Origin of the sequence: Pigmentibacter sp. JX0631 (assembly GCF_029873255.1) — a bacterium.
GTDB lineage: Bacteria > Bdellovibrionota_B > Oligoflexia > Silvanigrellales > Silvanigrellaceae > Silvanigrella.
The window spans coordinates 527,315-544,437 of sequence record NZ_CP123622.1 but is presented as its reverse complement, the minus strand read 5'-3'; the positions used below and the strand labels follow the sequence as shown (position 1 = coordinate 544,437).

12 protein-coding genes and 1 tRNA gene are annotated in these 17,123 nt (G+C 29.4%); 5 read left to right on the top strand and 8 right to left on the bottom strand.

Annotated elements, in window-relative coordinates; all coding sequences use genetic code 11:
• Positions 1 to 64 precede the first annotated feature (64 nt).
• The 3 genes from fliW (at position 65) to QEJ31_RS02295 (ending at position 1,882) form a co-directional block, all read left to right on the top strand.
• Entirely contained in the window at positions 65 to 586 is a 522-nt protein-coding gene (fliW, locus tag QEJ31_RS02305; RefSeq protein ID WP_280592178.1) for a flagellar assembly protein FliW, read from the top strand.
• A gap of 247 nt (positions 587 to 833) precedes the next feature.
• Complete coding sequence (gene msrA, locus QEJ31_RS02300; protein ID WP_280592177.1) at positions 834 to 1,322, top strand: peptide-methionine (S)-S-oxide reductase MsrA; 489 nt, start codon at positions 834 to 836, stop codon at positions 1,320 to 1,322.
• A gap of 185 nt (positions 1,323 to 1,507) precedes the next feature.
• Complete coding sequence (locus QEJ31_RS02295) at positions 1,508 to 1,882, top strand: hypothetical protein (protein ID WP_280592176.1); 375 nt, start codon at positions 1,508 to 1,510, stop codon at positions 1,880 to 1,882.
• A 48-nt stretch (positions 1,883 to 1,930) separates the two neighbouring features.
• Here the strand turns inward: QEJ31_RS02295 and QEJ31_RS02290 are convergent, their stop codons facing one another.
• The 5 genes from QEJ31_RS02290 to QEJ31_RS02270 all read right to left on the bottom strand — a co-directional run bounded on the left by QEJ31_RS02290 (position 1,931) and on the right by QEJ31_RS02270 (position 10,752).
• On the bottom strand, positions 1,931 to 3,340 hold the full coding sequence (locus tag QEJ31_RS02290) for a TolC family protein (protein WP_280592175.1): 1,410 nt from the start codon (positions 3,338 to 3,340) through the stop codon (positions 1,931 to 1,933).
• Between the two features lie 13 nt (positions 3,341 to 3,353).
• Positions 3,354 to 4,457 carry an efflux RND transporter periplasmic adaptor subunit gene (locus tag QEJ31_RS02285; RefSeq protein ID WP_280592174.1) on the bottom strand — a complete coding sequence of 368 codons (1,104 nt, stop codon included), beginning with the start codon at positions 4,455 to 4,457 and terminating at the stop codon, positions 3,354 to 3,356.
• Positions 4,454 to 7,672: an efflux RND transporter permease subunit gene (locus QEJ31_RS02280; RefSeq protein ID WP_280592173.1), complete on the bottom strand. Its 3,219-nt coding sequence runs from the start codon at positions 7,670 to 7,672 to the stop codon at positions 4,454 to 4,456. The genes QEJ31_RS02285 and QEJ31_RS02280 overlap by 4 nt, the downstream gene beginning before the upstream one ends.
• A 100-nt stretch (positions 7,673 to 7,772) precedes the next feature.
• The gene (locus QEJ31_RS02275; protein ID WP_280592172.1) at positions 7,773 to 8,339 is read right to left on the bottom strand and encodes a flavodoxin family protein; all 567 of its coding nucleotides are present in this window, start codon (positions 8,337 to 8,339) and stop codon (positions 7,773 to 7,775) included.
• A 94-nt stretch (positions 8,340 to 8,433) separates the two neighbouring features.
• Complete coding sequence (locus QEJ31_RS02270) at positions 8,434 to 10,752, bottom strand: ATP-dependent RecD-like DNA helicase (protein WP_280592171.1); 2,319 nt, start codon at positions 10,750 to 10,752, stop codon at positions 8,434 to 8,436.
• A gap of 112 nt (positions 10,753 to 10,864) precedes the next feature.
• Between QEJ31_RS02270 and QEJ31_RS02265 the strand changes: the two genes are divergently transcribed.
• Positions 10,865 to 10,939 (top strand) — tRNA-Pro (locus tag QEJ31_RS02265).
• Between the two features lie 4 nt (positions 10,940 to 10,943).
• Here QEJ31_RS02265 and QEJ31_RS02260 read toward each other — a convergent pair.
• The 3 genes from QEJ31_RS02260 to QEJ31_RS02250 all read right to left on the bottom strand — a co-directional run bounded on the left by QEJ31_RS02260 (position 10,944) and on the right by QEJ31_RS02250 (position 16,616).
• Entirely contained in the window at positions 10,944 to 13,961 is a 3,018-nt protein-coding gene (locus QEJ31_RS02260; RefSeq protein WP_280592170.1) for an amino acid adenylation domain-containing protein, read from the bottom strand.
• Positions 13,962 to 14,307: 346 nt separating this feature from the next.
• Positions 14,308 to 15,750, bottom strand: coding sequence for a neutral/alkaline non-lysosomal ceramidase N-terminal domain-containing protein (locus QEJ31_RS02255; protein ID WP_280592169.1), 1,443 nt, complete (start codon positions 15,748 to 15,750; stop codon positions 14,308 to 14,310).
• 20 nt (positions 15,751 to 15,770) lie between these two features.
• The gene (locus QEJ31_RS02250; RefSeq protein WP_280592168.1) at positions 15,771 to 16,616 is read right to left on the bottom strand and encodes a hypothetical protein; all 846 of its coding nucleotides are present in this window, start codon (positions 16,614 to 16,616) and stop codon (positions 15,771 to 15,773) included.
• Between the two features lie 61 nt (positions 16,617 to 16,677).
• Between QEJ31_RS02250 and rpsF the strand changes: the two genes are divergently transcribed.
• A complete protein-coding gene (rpsF, locus tag QEJ31_RS02245; RefSeq protein ID WP_280592167.1) occupies positions 16,678 to 17,094 on the top strand; it encodes a 30S ribosomal protein S6 in 417 nt (138 codons plus the stop codon).
• The last annotated feature ends 29 nt before the right edge of the window (positions 17,095 to 17,123 follow it).

Sequence of the window (17,123 nt, the reverse complement as noted above, 5' to 3'; positions counted from 1 at the left end):
AGAATTTATTTTGCTCACTTAACCTAAATAATGAGAAGACTATAGAAATTTGAGGAGGGTGACCTTGAAAATAAATACCTCGCGTTTTGGAGAAGTAGAAATTAATGAAAAAGATATAATCACCTTACCTGAAGGTCTGATTGGTTTTCCTGAATTGAATCAGTTTGTATTATTAGATCATGATCAAGATTCACCATTTAAATGGCTTCAATCGGTAACTGATTCAGCGATGGCATTTATCGTTATCAGTCCTCTATCTTTTCGTCCAGACTATATGGTTGAGGTTACAGAAGAAGAAGTTGCTTCGTTAAAGCTTTCAAATCCTAACGAAGCTGTTATCTCTGTTATTGTTACTATACCGATGGATCCAAAGAAAATGAGTGCTAACTTAAAAGCACCTTTAGTATTTAACCTAAGTAATAGGTTAGGAAAACAAGTTGTATTAAAAGATCCTCAATATCAAACTAAACATTTTATTATGGAAGAAATGAAACGATTCTCTCAAAGAGAATCTCAAAATGATCTTAAAAAAGCTATTCAGCAGCAGTTTGTTAATAAAATAGATAATGAAACTATTACTAAGTAAAATTTGAAAGTATTTCCATACTTTGCTTTTCCCTTTCTTCTATTTTAACTATCCTAAAAAAAAATAAATTTAAGAGTTTAATGAAAAGTCCCTTTTCCTGTAAGTTCATTTGTACATCACCTTCAAAATGCATAACTCTACGAATCTATTTTTTTTGAAAGTTTACTTTTAGGAAATTAAAAATTTGAAAATAAGGTTAATTGGCATAAAACATAATTAGCTGAATATTTTTTTTGAGGAGGAATAAATGACAACAGAATTAGCAACTCTGGCTGGTGGATGTTTTTGGGGTGTAGAAGAGTTATTTTCAAAGTTAGATGGAGTTGTTTCCTCTAGGGTTGGATATACTGGTGGAATAATTGAAAAACCTACTTACGAACTTGTTAAATTAGGAACAACAGGACATGCAGAGGCTATCCAAATCGAATTTTTACCTGAAAAGATTTCTTTTGAGAAAATTTTGGAGTATTTTTTTAGACTCCATGATCCAACTACTTTAAATCAACAAGGGAATGATAAAGGTACACAATATAGATCAGCAATTTTTTATCACAACGAAACACAGAAAAAAAATGCTGAGGACATAAAAGAAAAACTAACAGTTTCAAAAAAATGGGTAAAACCTATTGTTACAGAAATTGTTCCTTTTGTGAAATTTTATTTAGCAGAAGAATATCATCAGAAATATCTAAAGAAAAATCCGAATGGATATAATTGTCATTACCTAAGAAAATAATTTTTTTTAGCAGTTATTTTTGTAATTATTTTTTAAAAATAGAAAAATAAAAATTTTGTTTTCATCAGAATATAAAAATAAAAATTAATTTAAAGTCAATGATTTGACTTTAATGACTATCTTTCTTTTATGATTACTGCTAAAGTTAAATTAATATTAATTTACTTTAAATGAAAGGGAATTTTATGGTTGTTAAAAAAACTAGAAAGTCAACTGCAAAAAAAACTGGAGCAAAAAAAGCGACTCGCAAAAAGTCAACTAGAAAAACAGGAACAAAGAAAAAGAAGGTAGCTGGTAAAAAGACTACTAAGAGGAAAACTACAAAAAGAAAAACAGCAAAAAAGACAACTAAAAAAACTACTAAAAAGAAGACTACAGCAAAAAGAAAAACAGCTAAACGCGGTCGTCCAAAAAAGGCTGGTACAAAAACAGCTAAAAAACGCGGTCGTCCAAGCAAACTTGATAAATTAAAGAAAAAAACTAGAACAAGGAAATCAAAGAAAGCTTCTTCAGAGTCAACTGAAGGTGGTAATCAAGAACCTGGAATGAATTTAAATTAATTAAAGTTAGAAGTCCTTCTTGAATTGTTCTTTTTAAGTAAGGACTTTTTAATTTTGCAGATCTCCGGTTATAAATTTTAAGTTCCACTTTTGCATTAAAAAGTTTATTAGTGATTTTGATCTATTGTATTCTGCTTGCTCAAGTGTGCTTTGAGAAGTAATCAGATCTATAAAACTTGCTGAACCTACTTTATATCTTCCACTCATTACTTGATATGCTTTTTTTGATGCTAATAATACTTTTGCTGTAGAATCTAACTCTTGTAAGGCAAGTCTATAGTTTCCAAATTCAGTTCTTACTTCACTAATTATTTTTTGTTGTTCTTCTATTTCCTCATTTTTACTTTGCGAATATTTTTGTATAGCTTGATTTTCATTTGAATAGGAAATCAACTTGTCAAAAATAATCCAATTTAGATTTAATAAAAATTGATATTTAAAGTTACTTAAAAATTGTTTTTGATAGGGGTCTTGAGATGAATAAGGTATATTTGAACCATTTACAATTTGACTATTCACATAAGCTGCATTTGATATTGCAGACACGGTAAAATCGATTTTTGGATAATATGAAGATTTAGCGGTTTCAATTTCCAATTCAGAAACTTTTTTTAAAGCTTGGATTGATTTTAGATCAGATCTTTTATTTAAAGCAATCTTAATCAAATTGCTTTCTGTAATTTGATTTGTATCTTGTAGTACATCTTCAAATTTTACAGGAATAAATTTGTAATTTTTTTGATAATCTAATCTTATTTTTTTTAGTAATAATATTTCATCATTTCGTATTTTATTTTTAAGACTATTTAAATTTGATTCGGCTAAACTGGTTTGTGCTTGTTGTAAATATAAGTCAGCAATACTTTTTGCTCCTAAATTTGTTTGAGCTAATAACAATTTTTCTCTGGTTTGGTATTCCTGTAAATTTTGTGTAGCAATTTCTATCATATTATTGTCAAGAGTAATTTGCAAATAATTTTGGATAATATCAATAATTATTATTTGTTTCGCTTTTTCAAAAGTAAAATTTTCCGAATCTTTTTTTGTAATAATTGAATTTAAATTAGTAATATCAGCAAATCCATTAAATATATTTAATGTACTTGAAATAGTAAAATTTCCAAAAAAACCGGCTGTATTAACGTAAGTAGGTGAAGTCGTGGTTAAGTAAGAATTTCCATAGGTATAATTATTTCCTAGTTGTAGTGCTAAATTTGGTAAAAAATTTCCATAACTTTTTAGGATATCATAACCAGTAAGTTCCAGATTGCTTTTGTTCCTTAAAATACTAATGCTATTTTGTAATCCTAGATTAATACATTTTTCTAAACTCAATTCGATATAACTAGTTGGTAATTTTGTTAAATATGATTCCAACTCAATTGCAATTACTGGTATCAATTTACAAAAGGTTAAAAAAAAGTATATAATTTTTTTAGTATGTTTAACAAAAATCAATTTTTCCCCAATATTAATATTGAATTAAAGGTTGCACTTGATTTCCTTCTTTTAGATTTATAGTAGGAGTTAATATGAAGTATTCATCTTCACTAATTTCTCCTGTGAAAAAAATGTTTTTTCCATCATTGCTAGTTACATTAATTTCTTTGAACTTTGCTTTGCTTTTTTCATCAATAGAAGCAATAAATTTTTTGTCATTTTGAATGATTAAACATTCAACTGGAAGGATGTAATTAACTTGTGTTTTTGTAAATATAAGTACCTTAACAAAACTGCCAGATAGAATTTTTTTATTTTCATTTGTAATATCTATTTCTGCAAGCATCATTTTTGTTTTGGGGTCTAAATTATCAGTAACTCGAGAGATAAATCCTTCAATTTTAATACTGTCTGCGGTTTCTATTATTACTTTTGTACCCTTTTTTACAAAGGGTGCATTAAGTTGATCAATAAATATTGTTACTATTAATTTTTCAATGTTTGATAGAGTTACAATTGGCAATGCTGTGTTTTGAGAGTTTTCAGCATTTTGGACAAGAGCACCTATATCAGCGTAACGCGCTGTAATTGTGCCAGAGAAAGGGGCTTTAATAATTTCATAATCTTTTAAAATTTTTTGCGTATTCAATTGGGCTTTTGCAATTTCCGCATCTGATACGGCTTGATCCTTTTCTTGCTCTGAAACTAAATTTTCTTTTCTTAACTCCAAAGCTCTTTTTGCGATTAGATTTTTATTTTTAAAATTAGATAATGCTCCTAAATAGGCTTCATCAATTACTGGTGATTCTATTGTGGCTAGAATTTTACCTTTGCTTACATAGTCGCCCTTATCAACATAAATTTTTTTTAGAAATCCACTAATTTTCGTATAAATAGTTACACTTTGAGATGGTTTTGTTTCTCCATTAAGTGAAATTTCTTTTTCAGAAGTAGATTTTCTTACTTTTATAACCTTTACCTTTAAACCTTTCTCACTTTCTGCTTTTTTTTCTAAATTTGCAGCTAATATTTTGTTACTCTTATTAGCTACTAAAATAATAAATATTAAAATAATAGTTAATAAAATGATAAGTAAAAAAGTCTTGAATTTAAGCTCTTTATTGAATAAATTCATTTGATCATTTTTTCCTTTCTCAATTCTTCGTCAAGCAAATATTTTTTAGGCATTTCTTTTCTCAAGAGAGAATATATTATGGGAACAATGATTAAAGTTACAGTCGTTGCAACTATTAATCCTCCAATTACAGCTCTTCCTAAGGGGGCTGTCTGTTCGCCACCTTCTCCTATTGCTAGTGCGGCAGGTAACATTCCAATAATCATGGCAATTGCCGTCATTAAAACAGGCCGCAATCGTGTTTTTGCTGATTCAAGTGCGGCATCTATGGCAGTTAATTTATCTGATATTCTTAGATCATTTGCATAACTTACTAACAAAATAGAATTTGAAGACGCAATACCTACAGCCATGGTTGCTCCCATAAAGGATTCCACATTTATTGTTGTTCCTGTTAAAAATAAGATCCAAAGAATGCCAGAAAGAGCTCCGGGGACAGCAACCATGACAATAAAAGGATCTAGCCATGATTGAAATAGAACTGCAATTAATAAATAAACAAGAATAATAGCTAAAATTAGCCCAATACTTAATGTAGAAAAAGCTTCACGCATTACTTTTCCTTGACCATTTATTGTAACTTTAACTCCTTTTGGAAGTTCACCTAATTTTTTAATTTGATATTCAATATCTTTTATTATCGATCCCAAATCTCGCCCCTCAGGTGTACCATAAATATCCAAAACTCTTTGAACATTTAAATGAGAGTTTCCTGTCATTGTTTCTATTGTTTGGATGGTACTTAAATTTCTTAGAGGTATGGTTTGGGAAGTCTGTTGAGTTAGATTGAGTTGATTCATGTAAGTTGAGGTTAAGTTACTTTCTAAAATGTTTCCATTACTTGCTATAGGAATGTTTAAAATACTATTTAAGTTTGATATTTTTTCTAAAGGAGTTTTCACAATCACTGAATAATTTACATTATTTTGAGGATTTAGAAAATAAGATGGAGAAATCAGTGAGCTTGAAGATAAAGCAATTAGAAGGCTATTAGAAATGTCTTTTTGACTTATTCCTACTTGTGCAGCTTTGATTCTATCGATATTAAAATAAAGTCCGGGATAATTTAAAACTTGTTTCAAAGCTATATCTTCTAATCCTGGAATTAATTTAAGATTCGAAAGTAATTTTTTTGCTATTTTAATTGAATTATCTAGATTTTGAGATTCTATTTGTATATCAATTGGCGCGCTTAATCCAAAATTTAAAACTTGATTTACAATATCTGCTGATTGGAAAAAAGCTTCAGATTCTGGAAAAGTATTAGTAATCATCTTTCTAATTTTTTTCATATAATTTTGAATATTTTCATGTTCTTTCTGGAATGAAATTAAAATTTCAGCATCCATAGGACCATAATTATCTGTTTGAACGAAAGCTAAATTAAAGCTAACAGGAATTCCAATCATTGAATTAATTGTTTGCAATTCTTTTTTTGGAATAATTTCTCTAATTTTTGTTTCTAAAATCTGAACCTGTTTTTCTGTTTCCTCAATTCTAGTTCCTGCCCTAGCACGATAGTGTAACTTTACTATTCCAGCATCGGTTTGAGGAAAAAAGTCGGTGCCTACTAGAAAAATTAAAGATGAAGACAGGATTAAAAAAATACAGAAATTTATTAAAACAAATTTTCTATATTTTAGACAAACCCTTAATATTTCGCCAAATTTGTTTTGAAATAATAAAAATAGGTTATTAAATTTTTCTGAAAGATTAATATTATTTTGATGATTTTGTTCATTTACTAATAACATTTTTGCCAATAATGGTACCAATGTTCTTGATAAAATATACGAAGCTAACATTGCTGAAACAACAGCAAGTGCTAATGGAGTAAATAAAAATTTTGCAGGGCCTGTTAGAAGAACAATTGGAAAAAAAACGATACAAATAACTAAAGTCGCTGATAAAGCTGGAAGAGCTATTTGCCGTGACCCTTCTATTATAGAATATATGAGAGGTTTATTTTGTTTGTGTAAGCGGTGAATATTTTCAATCGCCACTGTGGCATCGTCTACCAACATTCCGATTGCTAAAGAAAGTCCCCCCATTGTCATGATATTAATAGAATTTCCAGTAAGATAAAGGACTACGAGTGAGCAAAAGATAGCAGTTGGAATAGAAGTACAAACAATGATAACACTTCTCCAGCTCCCTAAAAAAAGCAAAATAACAACTGAAACAAGGAGGGATGAAATAATAGCTTCAAGCAAAACATTTTGTATTGCTGATTTTACAAAAAAAGATTGATCAAAATCGAGTTGCATTTTTAATTCAGCTGGTGCCAAGTTTGAAATTTCTGGTAATTTATTTTTGATAGATTGAATAACATTAAGTGTTGAAGCCTGTGCTTTTTTTAAGATATTTAAATACGACGCTCTTTGCCCATTTATTCTTACAATATTTGTTTGTTCTGCAAATGAATCAGAAATTTTTGCAACACTATTCAAAGTAACAGTTGCACCATTAATAACTTTAATTGGAATGTCATTAAATTCATTTACACTTAGAGGACTGGAATTCATTAAAATATTATATTCATAGTTATGTATTCTTGCATTTCCTGCAGGAACTATTATGTTTGATGCTTGTAAAGAGTCTACAATATTTTGCGGTGAAAGTTTTTTTGCTTCTAAAAGTTCTGGAATAAGATCTATGTTTACTTGTCTTTGTTTGCCTCCATACGGAGCTGGTAATGATATTCCAGGAATAGTATAAAGTTGAACTCTTAAAAAATTAGTTGCGTAATCATAAATTTGTTCTTCTTTTAATTTACTACTAAATAAAGTTAATTGAGCTACTGGGACATTGGAAGCATTAAATTTCAAAATAACGGGTGGTGTTATTCCTGGCGGCATAATTCTTGTTACGGTTCCTGATACTGCTGAAATTTGGGAAATAGCAGATCCAATATCAGTTCCTTCTTCAAAATAAATCCGTTGAATTCCTAAACCTTGAATTGATGTTGATTCTAATTTTGCAATTCCATTAACTGTTGTTGTATAGGCTCTTTCAGCTAGAAAAATAACTCTTTTTTCAACTTCATTAGGAGTCAATCCTGGATAATTCCATATGATATTTACAACTGGAATATCAATTACTGGAAAAATATCTATTAGCATTTTATTAATAGAAATAAATCCTAATATAAAGGAAAGTATTACTCCTACTGCAATTGTATATGGGCGTTTTAATGCGAACTCAATTATCCACATATTAACCTTTAAAATAAAAGCTATATGTGAATTTTAGTAATTAAAATTTTTTAATTAAATAGGAATATTTTGCATGAGATAGAAAAAGGCATAGGAGAATTTATGCTTTATTAAACTTAAGAGCTATTTCAGTTATCCTTTTGCCATACAAATTCAAAGTTTTTAGATCGCTTTCTATCATGGCATCAGCTCCTTGATCTACATTTGCTTGTGCCATAGGCCCAATAGAAGAACCTAATCTATTTAAGTCATTTACACTTGATTTACTTGAATTATTTCCTGGTAAAATACCTAAAGAAACCCAAATCATTCCATGTTGTGCTGCAAAAACCATAAACTGTTCTAAAGTACTTAATTTATCGCCACTTTGACTTCCCGAAACAGTAAAGCCTCCAGCAATTTTATCTTTCCAGTCCTGTGTCATCCAAATTTTTGAGCTTTTATCCATGAAATCTTTGAAAGGGGCGGAAGCACTCCCCATATAAGTAGGAGAACCAAAAATAATTGCGCTAGAATTTTTTAACACATCCCAATTTGAGTCAATATTTGCTACTGAAATTAAATGGGCTGTTGTATTTGCAACAGACTTAACACCTTCTAAAACGGCCTTAGCAGCTTTTTCAGTATGACCGTATCCTGAATGATAGACTATAGAAATTTGCGACATAAAACCTCCACAATAAATTTTTGAATTTTTATAATAGTGTATTGAAGATATTTGTCAATTTTAAGGTTACAAAAAAATATTTAAATTGATTAGATTAAGATTCAATTAAGCTGTCTAAAAAAGTGTGTCTTTTAATTGCATTTTGGCTAGCAACAGCTTTTTTTATTGACCATTCTTCACCAAAAATAATGATATATTTACTTGCCCTAGTTACTGCTGTGTAAAGTAAATTTCTATCTAACATACTATAATAAACGCCAAACATAGGAATGATACATAAAGGAAATTCAGAGCCTTGTGATTTGTGGACAGTCATTGCATAACAAAGTTGTAAATCATCAATATCTTCATCTTCATATGCCACAGTTTTATCGCTAAATTCAATTGTTACTTCTAGCTTGTCTTTTGTTTTAGTAATTGCTTTACAAAAGCCAAGATCTCCATTAAAAACATCTAACTCATAATTATTTTTAGTTTGAATAACTTTATCACCTTCTCTTAATATTCCACCAAATGCTAATGAGCATTCTTTTTTATTTTCAGAAGAAGGATTGAGAAAATTTTGCATTACTTTATTTATATTTTCTTGGCCAACCTCAGTTTTTCGCATAGGAACCAAAATTTGAACATTTTTTACCGGATCAAGCTCATATATGTTTGGAATAGTGTTGGATAAAAAGTTTTGTAAGAGATCAAAAAATGTTTGTGTTGAGCATGGAATAAATGCAATAGGTTCAGGAGAAGAAAATATTGGAGAGTAACTTACAAAATTAAAATTTGGTTTATTGCCAGAGATAATTTCTCTTGCTGCTATAGGTATTGGGCTTTCTGAACTTTGGCGAAATATTTTTGTTAAACGAGCTATTGGTACTTTATTAGATTTAATAATATCTCTTAAACAATTTCCTGCGCCAACACTAGGTAATTGATCAACGTCTCCAACTAATATTAATCTGCGATTGGGGCCCAGAGATGAAAGTAACGAATGAAATAAATCAAGGCTAAGCATAGAGCTTTCATCAATTATAACAACATTAAAATTATCTAATGCACTAGTATTGCCTTCAAGTTCTTCAATAATATTTACTTGTTCCTCTTTTTTTCTGCCTAATCCAAGTAATTTATGTAAAGTACTGGCGTGTTCACCAATTGAATGAGTCATTCTTTTTGCGGCAAGACCAGTTGGAGCGCACAATGCCACTTTGCGATTTAAAGCTCTTTGTATTCCATATATTGCCTTTAGTACAAAGGTTTTTCCACAACCTGGTCCTCCTGTTAGAACCATTATACGCGAATCAAGGCTCATTCTGACAGCCGTTTGCTGTTCATCAGATAATTTATCCCAAGGTAAATGAGGAAATAATTCATCGATATTTTTGTCACCAGCATCTAATTCTTTTAATATTTGTTGTTCTTTGTATTCAGTAGCTATACTTTTATTAAGTAAACTAGAAATAAAACCAGCAACATCATCTTCCATTTTAATTACTTCAGGTAAGTAAAATAATACTTCATTTTCGATATTTTGATTGTTTTTAAAAATTGTTGTATCACGAATTATAAAACTTTCATTTTTTACTTCACGATTTTTTTTGTATACTTGTCTTAAATTATCTAAGACAAATTCACGTGAAAAAACCGGATTTATTTTCACACCAAGAATATCTCGAGCTTTATCAATTAAAAGATCTCTTGGTAAACAGCAATGGCCATCATCCTGTGCCACTTCTAAAGTGTAAACAAATGCGGCTTCCATGCGAAATGGTGAAGTGGGTGGAACTCCTAATTTTTCAGCAATAGCATCGGCTCTTTTAAAGCCTACTTGTCTAAAATCTGCTATTAATCGATATGGATTTTCTTTTAAATTGTTTAAAGAATGCGCTCCGTATTTTTCATAAATTCTTTTTGCAAATTTTGGAGGAATATTATGTTCATGAAGAAATATCATCACACTTCTAAAGACTTCGTCGGTAATCATAGAAGTGATGACATTTTCAGCTGTTTTTTTTCGCTTAGAACCAAAAAATGAATAAATTTTTTCTTTATCTTCTTTGCAAATTCGCACTAACATATCAATATTCTTGATATTTAGAGCTTCTACAAGTTTTAATGCAGTGGCCTCTCCAACCCCTTTGACGTTATTAGCAAGATATGGCGCGATTCCTTTTGCTTCAGCAGGTCTTGCCGCTTCTGAGTAGATAGCTACAAAAGACTCTCCATACTTAGGGTTATTTTCCCAATTTCCTATGAGCCTGTATTTCTGCCTAGCATCTGCTTTTTGGGAAAGAAAAATTTTTCCTGAAGCTCTAAATCTTTTGGCAGTTTGTGGATCAATGAAATCAGCAACTCTAAAATCTCCCCTTTCATTTTCAAAGATAATTTTTGCTAGGACCCCTACAACTTCTTGCGACACTATAACCTCATGATATTGCTTATTTCTAAAAAAAATAAGTGAATTCTAAAAAAAATCAGAATCTGAGCTTGCACTTAATTTTTTTCTGTGGCAAGTATCGTTTCACTGAGTTCGGGGGTTAGCGCAGTGGTAGCGCATCTGTCTTGGGAGCAGAGGGTCGCGAGTTCGAATCCCGCACCCCCGACCATTTATTAAGTCTCCTCATCTATCCTTACTTTTTCCGCAATTTTATCGATTGATCTTAGCTTGTAAATAGAAGAAATATCAATGTTAAAGCTTTTCTGCATTCTTGTAATAAGTTGAATTGCCTTGATAGAATTTCCGCCGAGTGAGAAAAAGTCATCAGTTCTGTTTACTCTTTCTATTTGAAGAATTTCTTTAAAAAAAGTACTTATTTTCTCCTCATAAGAATTTATAGGTGGAAAATACACTTTGCTAATTGTAAATAAGTCCTTAGGCATTTTTAAAGCTTTTATGTCAGTTTTGCCATTATAATTTAAAGGTATTTTTTCTAATTGAATTATTTTTTTAGGAAGCATATATTCAGGTAATTGAAGATTTAAATATTCTTCCAATTCTTCAATTATAATCTTGCTTTTACCTTCAATATAAGCACATAAATATTTATACCCACTAGCATCATCATAGGCAACTACTGCTGCATTTATTATATCAGGAAAAGATAATAATTGTTTTTCAATTTCTGATAATTCAATTCTATATCCACAAATTTTTATCTGTGAATCTAATCTTCCTGAAATTAAAATACTATCATCAAATAACTTTATCCCAATATCACCTGTTCTATAAAGTCTGTTATATTTTTCTTCTTTCTCTTGACAAAAAGGATTGATTATAAAGTTTTCTTTCGTAAGCGCATCATTATTAATATATCCAATAGCTAGTGCTTCTCCACCAATATAAATCTCTCCCCGCATTCCATACAAGCATGGATTTAATTCTTTATCTAAAATGTAAACATCAACATTCTCTATTGCTTTTCCTATTGGTATATTTTCGTCATACTGTTGAACATTATATGAAGTAACAAATACAGTTGTTTCAGTAGGACCATATGCATTTACTAAATTGTAGTTATTTTTTTTAAATGCTTTTAATTTTTCTCCTCCAGTAAGTAAAGTTTTTAAAGAAAAATTTTCTAATTCCATAAAAACTTCTGCAATTTTAGTGGTTAAAAATGTAAAAGTGATATTATTGGTATGAAAAAAATCATTTAGTAGATTAATATTGTAGCGCATTTTTTCTGGAACAAAATATAACGTACAACCATTTAGTATAGAGACAAAGATTTCAATTACTGAGGCATCAAAACTAAAAGAAGAATACTTAGAAATATTATCATTTTCACTAATATTAAATAAATTTTTACAATTTTCTATTAAGTTAATGACACTATGCTGATTGACTAGGACACCTTTGGGATGACCTGTAGAGCCAGAGGTATAAATAACATAAGCTGATAAATCGGAAGGAGATTTTTGATATTGTGCGGAGAATTTTTCAGTTAGTGAATATAAAATTTCATCTTCCAAATCATAAAATTGCCTTGCTGAAGATATTAAATTTGAATATTTTTTTAAGCTTAAAACAGTTGTTACATTACTGTCTTTTAAAATATACTCAATTCTTTCGCGAGGAGTATCTGGGGATAAAGGTAGGTAAGAATTTCCTGATTTTAATACTCCCAGAATACCAATTAACATTTCTATTTTATTATCAATTAAAATGCCAATTATGTTCTCACTAGAGGTTTTTGCGCTGAGAAACTTAGCTAATTTATCTGATTTTTCATTTAAATTTTTATATGTTATTTTATTATCGCCTTCAACCGCAGCGTATTTTTCTGGAAATTTTTCAGATATCTTTCTAAAGAGAGAAACAATTGAATTCCCAGGATCTTTGTTCGGTTTGGAAACATTTTTTTTTAAAAGAGTTGCTCTTTCGTTTTCAAAAAGTATATCAATTTTTTGAAAGTTGCTTGTAGAATTGTCAACTAATTTTCCTACAAAATTGGCAAATCTTTTGCTGAGTTCACAGGCTATATTTTGTGGAAGAATGCTTTCATAACATTCAGATAATAAATGTAAAGATTGTTCTGTTTCCACATAGCGCATACCTAAACTTGAGTTAGCCATTTGGGGAAAAGCGTTTCCTGCAATATGAAAATTTTGTAATTGCAAATCTCTTAGTTTAGCAAATCCTGAATAGGCGAAATGACTTAGTTTGCTATCATTTTTATCGAAAAGATCTACTGGACTAATATGGTGAAGCTTTTTAAGAAAAGGCAGTTGTTTTTTTAAACCTTTCAGAACTTCTTCTATATTGGAATTTTTCTTATAGATAAAAGGAAAGTAGATATTATTTAACATACAACCTGAAACTTCTTTGTTATTTCTTATATTAACTGGGTAATTAGTGATGCAAAATTCTTTATTTAATAGTTTTGTTTCAAAAATACACCAGCATACTAAAAGAAAATTAAACAAACTAATATTATATTTTTCTGTAAATGCTTTTAATTTTTTTAATTCTGAATGATCTAATGCAAATTTGGAAGTGTTTATAATTTCATTGTTTTTTATAGATATTTTTTCATTTTTTAAAGAAATTTCACTTAATAAATTAGCATATAATTTAATATTGTTCTCATTTAAATTTTGTTCATTTTTATTTAGAATTAAAAAAGAATTTAAATGTGATTCAGTACTTTCTTCTAGAATACTACCTTCATTGTATAAAGAGCTTAGATCTAAAATAAATTTGTCTAGTGAAGTTCCATCAATTATTGAATGATGAATGTTAAATATAATTTCAGTATCTAAACTATAAATTTTTCTGATGAACCCTACTTTGATTAATGATTCATTATGTAAATCATGATTTATATTTTTTACTTTGTTCAATAAATTTTTAAAATCATCCTCGCATTTTGCGCTTAATTCATAGAATATTGGAGCTAAAATATCATGGACGTAGTATTTTACTTCATTATTTTTGAATCCAAAATTTGCTCTCAAGGCTGGTCTATACTCTACAAGCTTTAAAATACATGATTTTAATTTTTCAATTGATATATTCATTGGTAAGCTATATGAAAAACACACGTTATAATTTGTATTATTTTCATTTATTTTCCAAGAATAGTAATAAGGTAATAAGATTTTAGGAGCAACGATTTCTCTTTTCATTGCAATACTCCTTTTTATTAATATTTAAAATTAATAAAGTTTATATTAAAGATATTTTAATTTATATAACTATAAAACCTTCGTAACAAATTATTTTAAATAAAGCAAATAAATAATATATTTTTTTATAGTTTGCAAATTTTTTAAAAAAAAATAATTTACATAAAATTTTTAGCATGTTGGATAATTTTTATATAAAAATATGTTTTTTCCTATAAAAAGAATTCCAAAGTTAGGCATGATTTTTTGTTAATGAGAAAAAAATATTGATCAAAAATTTTTTTGGAGATATTCTAAATTATTAAGATATTAAAAAGAAAAATTTCAAAGTTCTTTAAAAAATAATTTATAGGCCAAATTGATTTAAAGAGTTTTTAAATCCGTCTATTATACTTGCAGAGGTATTTGGGCCATGAATAGTTGAACAAGTATCCATGTTTTTAACTAAATAATTGCTACTAGTCATTAGATAACCAACATAATCATTAGCAGTTGATAATACTACAATTGATGAAATAGTTGGAAAGTAAGTAGCTAGCATTGATTGAAGAAGCTGTTTTGTATCAAAGAGAGGTTCTCCCGGAAATAAAAAGAAATAAGTTGATCCTAGTGAAAACCAAGAAATTTTTGTAATATTATTTGTTATATCAGTAGATTTTATAGAAATAATATCCGAAAAATATTTTTCTGGTATTATTCCAAAACTTATACCACAACCAGTAAAGTTAATTTGAAATCCAGGTAAAGTAATAAATAAAGTTCCATAATTTAAACTCAATAAATTGGAATTATTTGATATATTTGCGATAGTTTCGTTAACAAACGTGTTTGCAAATGTTTTTCTATCAGTTATATTATCTATGGCATTTATTGATGCATTTCCTACTACAGAATTAAAAAAAGCACAATTTGTAGAGTGTGTTAAATTTTGAAGAGATTCTTCTAAATATCCAGCAAAGTCACCACTTAATGTTAACTCCGCAGCTCCATACCAAGTAGGATGACCACTAAATACTTTGAAACAAGCAAGCGAATTTGAACTTACGTCTTTTAAATTTAAATAATATGTAGATCTATCAACCTCCATTCCTGCAAATCTAGTAAAGTTGTATCCGGATGCAGTATAATTTGCATTATCATAAGACTGGATTGTTCCTAAATTACTTATTGCATCATTTAATCCAGAAAAAATTTGTGCTCTTACAAGTTCGTAGATCTTTGGATTAAATCTATCACAAACAGCCGCAGCCCAAAAAGGATTTTCTGTTAATCCTGCAGGACCAGAATGGGTATGTGTAGCAATAAATTGAACATTTGCATGACTTAAATTTAAACTAGGAAAATTATTTTGTAGTTCTTTTATCATTTTTAAATTAAAATCACTTGGAATAGCAATTATATCTAAGTTAATAAGTAAGTAATACATATCTTGGGAGTTATTTTTTCCTTTGAAAAGAATTACTTTTATTCTCGGTGAATGATCAATATTTTGAAAAGGTTTACAAAAAGTTGAGCTATCCCCAATATTAATTAAATCAGGAGGAATTAATCTACGTAGTGGTGAGCCAAATCCTGATAAGCTTACTGGAAAGTTTGGGTAAATTGATTTTGCGCTCATGCCAACTTGCAAATTGGAGGAAAGAGATCCCATTCCTCCACTTGAGTCTGCTGGAAAAAAAAGACTGTTTTCATTATTAGAAGCATTAAAAGGAGGTTTATTGATTTCAATCTGGCAAGCAACAATAAAATACAATGATATAATTAGAATTCCCAATTTAAAACTATTCATTTTTTTTCCAAATTATGAATTTAAAAATCTATTCCAAGGTATGCATCGGGAAGAGGGCCTGATATCCTAATGCCATCAAAAGTCAAATTCCAGTAGGCAATTCCTACTCCAAGTATAAAATGAGAAATAAATTCTTTTCTTACTGAAAAGCCTAAAGCTTTGTACTCGACTGATGCTGTATTTCTAGCTCCACCTATTTGTCTCCATTCTAAAGGAAAACTTTGAAGATAGTAAAATTCCAGAGAAAGATTTGTCTGCAAAGGTGTGTCGCTATCATAGTAATTGTGAATCAATCCTATTTTATAATTTGAATCAAAAACACTGCCCCAAATTTGATACAATTGTTTAGTTGATAATTGATATGAAGAATCAGTTAATTCATTATCCCAAAATTTATAATTAAATTTAAAGAAAAAGAGCCAATCATTATTTTCTGTATTTAAATAGTAATTATAAGCTAAACCTATACCGAGAGCGACGCCCTTTTTATTTACTTCCTTACTATAATTTGTCTCGGGATGTACGCTAACTGAAAGAATGTTTGCTTGAGCAATTTTGGTAGAACAGCTTAGTCCTACTTGTAAAACTGAATAGAGAAGAGGAATTTGATTAAACTCGAATAGACAGGGAATAAAACTGAGGTTCAAAAGACTTTCAGTAACACCAATGCGAATAAGTTTATAATTTTCATTATTATCAATGAGTTGTAAATCATCATGGGGAAATAGAGTAATAACTCTTCTGTCAGCATAGCCTTTTAGAGGGAGAAGGATGAAAACTAAGAGGAAAACCTTAAAAGAAACAGCCTTTATTAAATTAGACTTGAAAAAATTGTGAAATAAAGTTAGGGGAAATACTTCGACCAAACTCCTTGCTCCTCATATTTGGGGCTCAAGTTTAAGTTGCACGATCCATAAGGAGAATTCTATGCGTGAATACGAAGCAATGATTATTGCAAAGGCTGACTTACCTGAAGCTGAACTATCCAAAATGGTCTCTAAATGGGAGACTATCATTGGAACAGATGGTGGACAAGTAGTCAAAAAAGAGACTTGGGGCGTTCGTCGTCTCGCTTATCCAATAAATAAACAAACACGTGGTAACTACTTCGTTTATGATGTTGCTACAAATCAAGCAAATATTCATGAACTAGAGCGTATTCTTAAATTAGAAGAAAATGTTCTACGTTCTATGGTAATAAAACTTGCTGATAGCGTAAATGTTGAAGCACGTCGTCTAGAACTACAAAAACAAGCAGAAGCTGCTGCTCAACGTGCAGCAGAAGCCGCGCGTGAAAAAGCAGAAGCTGAATCCTTGGGTGCACGTAGAGGACAAGAAGACTAATTTCTTGTATTTACTGAATTTATTTAAGG

Bases quoted from the DNA above. Each gene is read 5' to 3' on its own strand.
- msrA (WP_280592177.1), top strand. From the start codon at position 834: ATGACAACAGAATTAGCAACTCTGGCTGGTGGATGTTTTTGGGGTGTA.
- QEJ31_RS02295 (WP_280592176.1), top strand. From the start codon at position 1,508: ATGGTTGTTAAAAAAACTAGAAAGTCAACTGCAAAAAAAACTGGAGCA.
- QEJ31_RS02285 (WP_280592174.1), bottom strand. From the start codon at position 4,457: ATGAATTTATTCAATAAAGAGCTTAAATTCAAGACTTTTTTACTTATC.
- QEJ31_RS02280 (WP_280592173.1), bottom strand. From the start codon at position 7,672: ATGTGGATAATTGAGTTCGCATTAAAACGCCCATATACAATTGCAGTA.
- QEJ31_RS02275 (WP_280592172.1), bottom strand. From the start codon at position 8,339: ATGTCGCAAATTTCTATAGTCTATCATTCAGGATACGGTCATACTGAA.
- QEJ31_RS02260 (WP_280592170.1), bottom strand. From the start codon at position 13,961: ATGAAAAGAGAAATCGTTGCTCCTAAAATCTTATTACCTTATTACTAT.
- QEJ31_RS02255 (WP_280592169.1), bottom strand. From the start codon at position 15,750: ATGAATAGTTTTAAATTGGGAATTCTAATTATATCATTGTATTTTATT.
- rpsF (WP_280592167.1), top strand. From the start codon at position 16,678: ATGCGTGAATACGAAGCAATGATTATTGCAAAGGCTGACTTACCTGAA.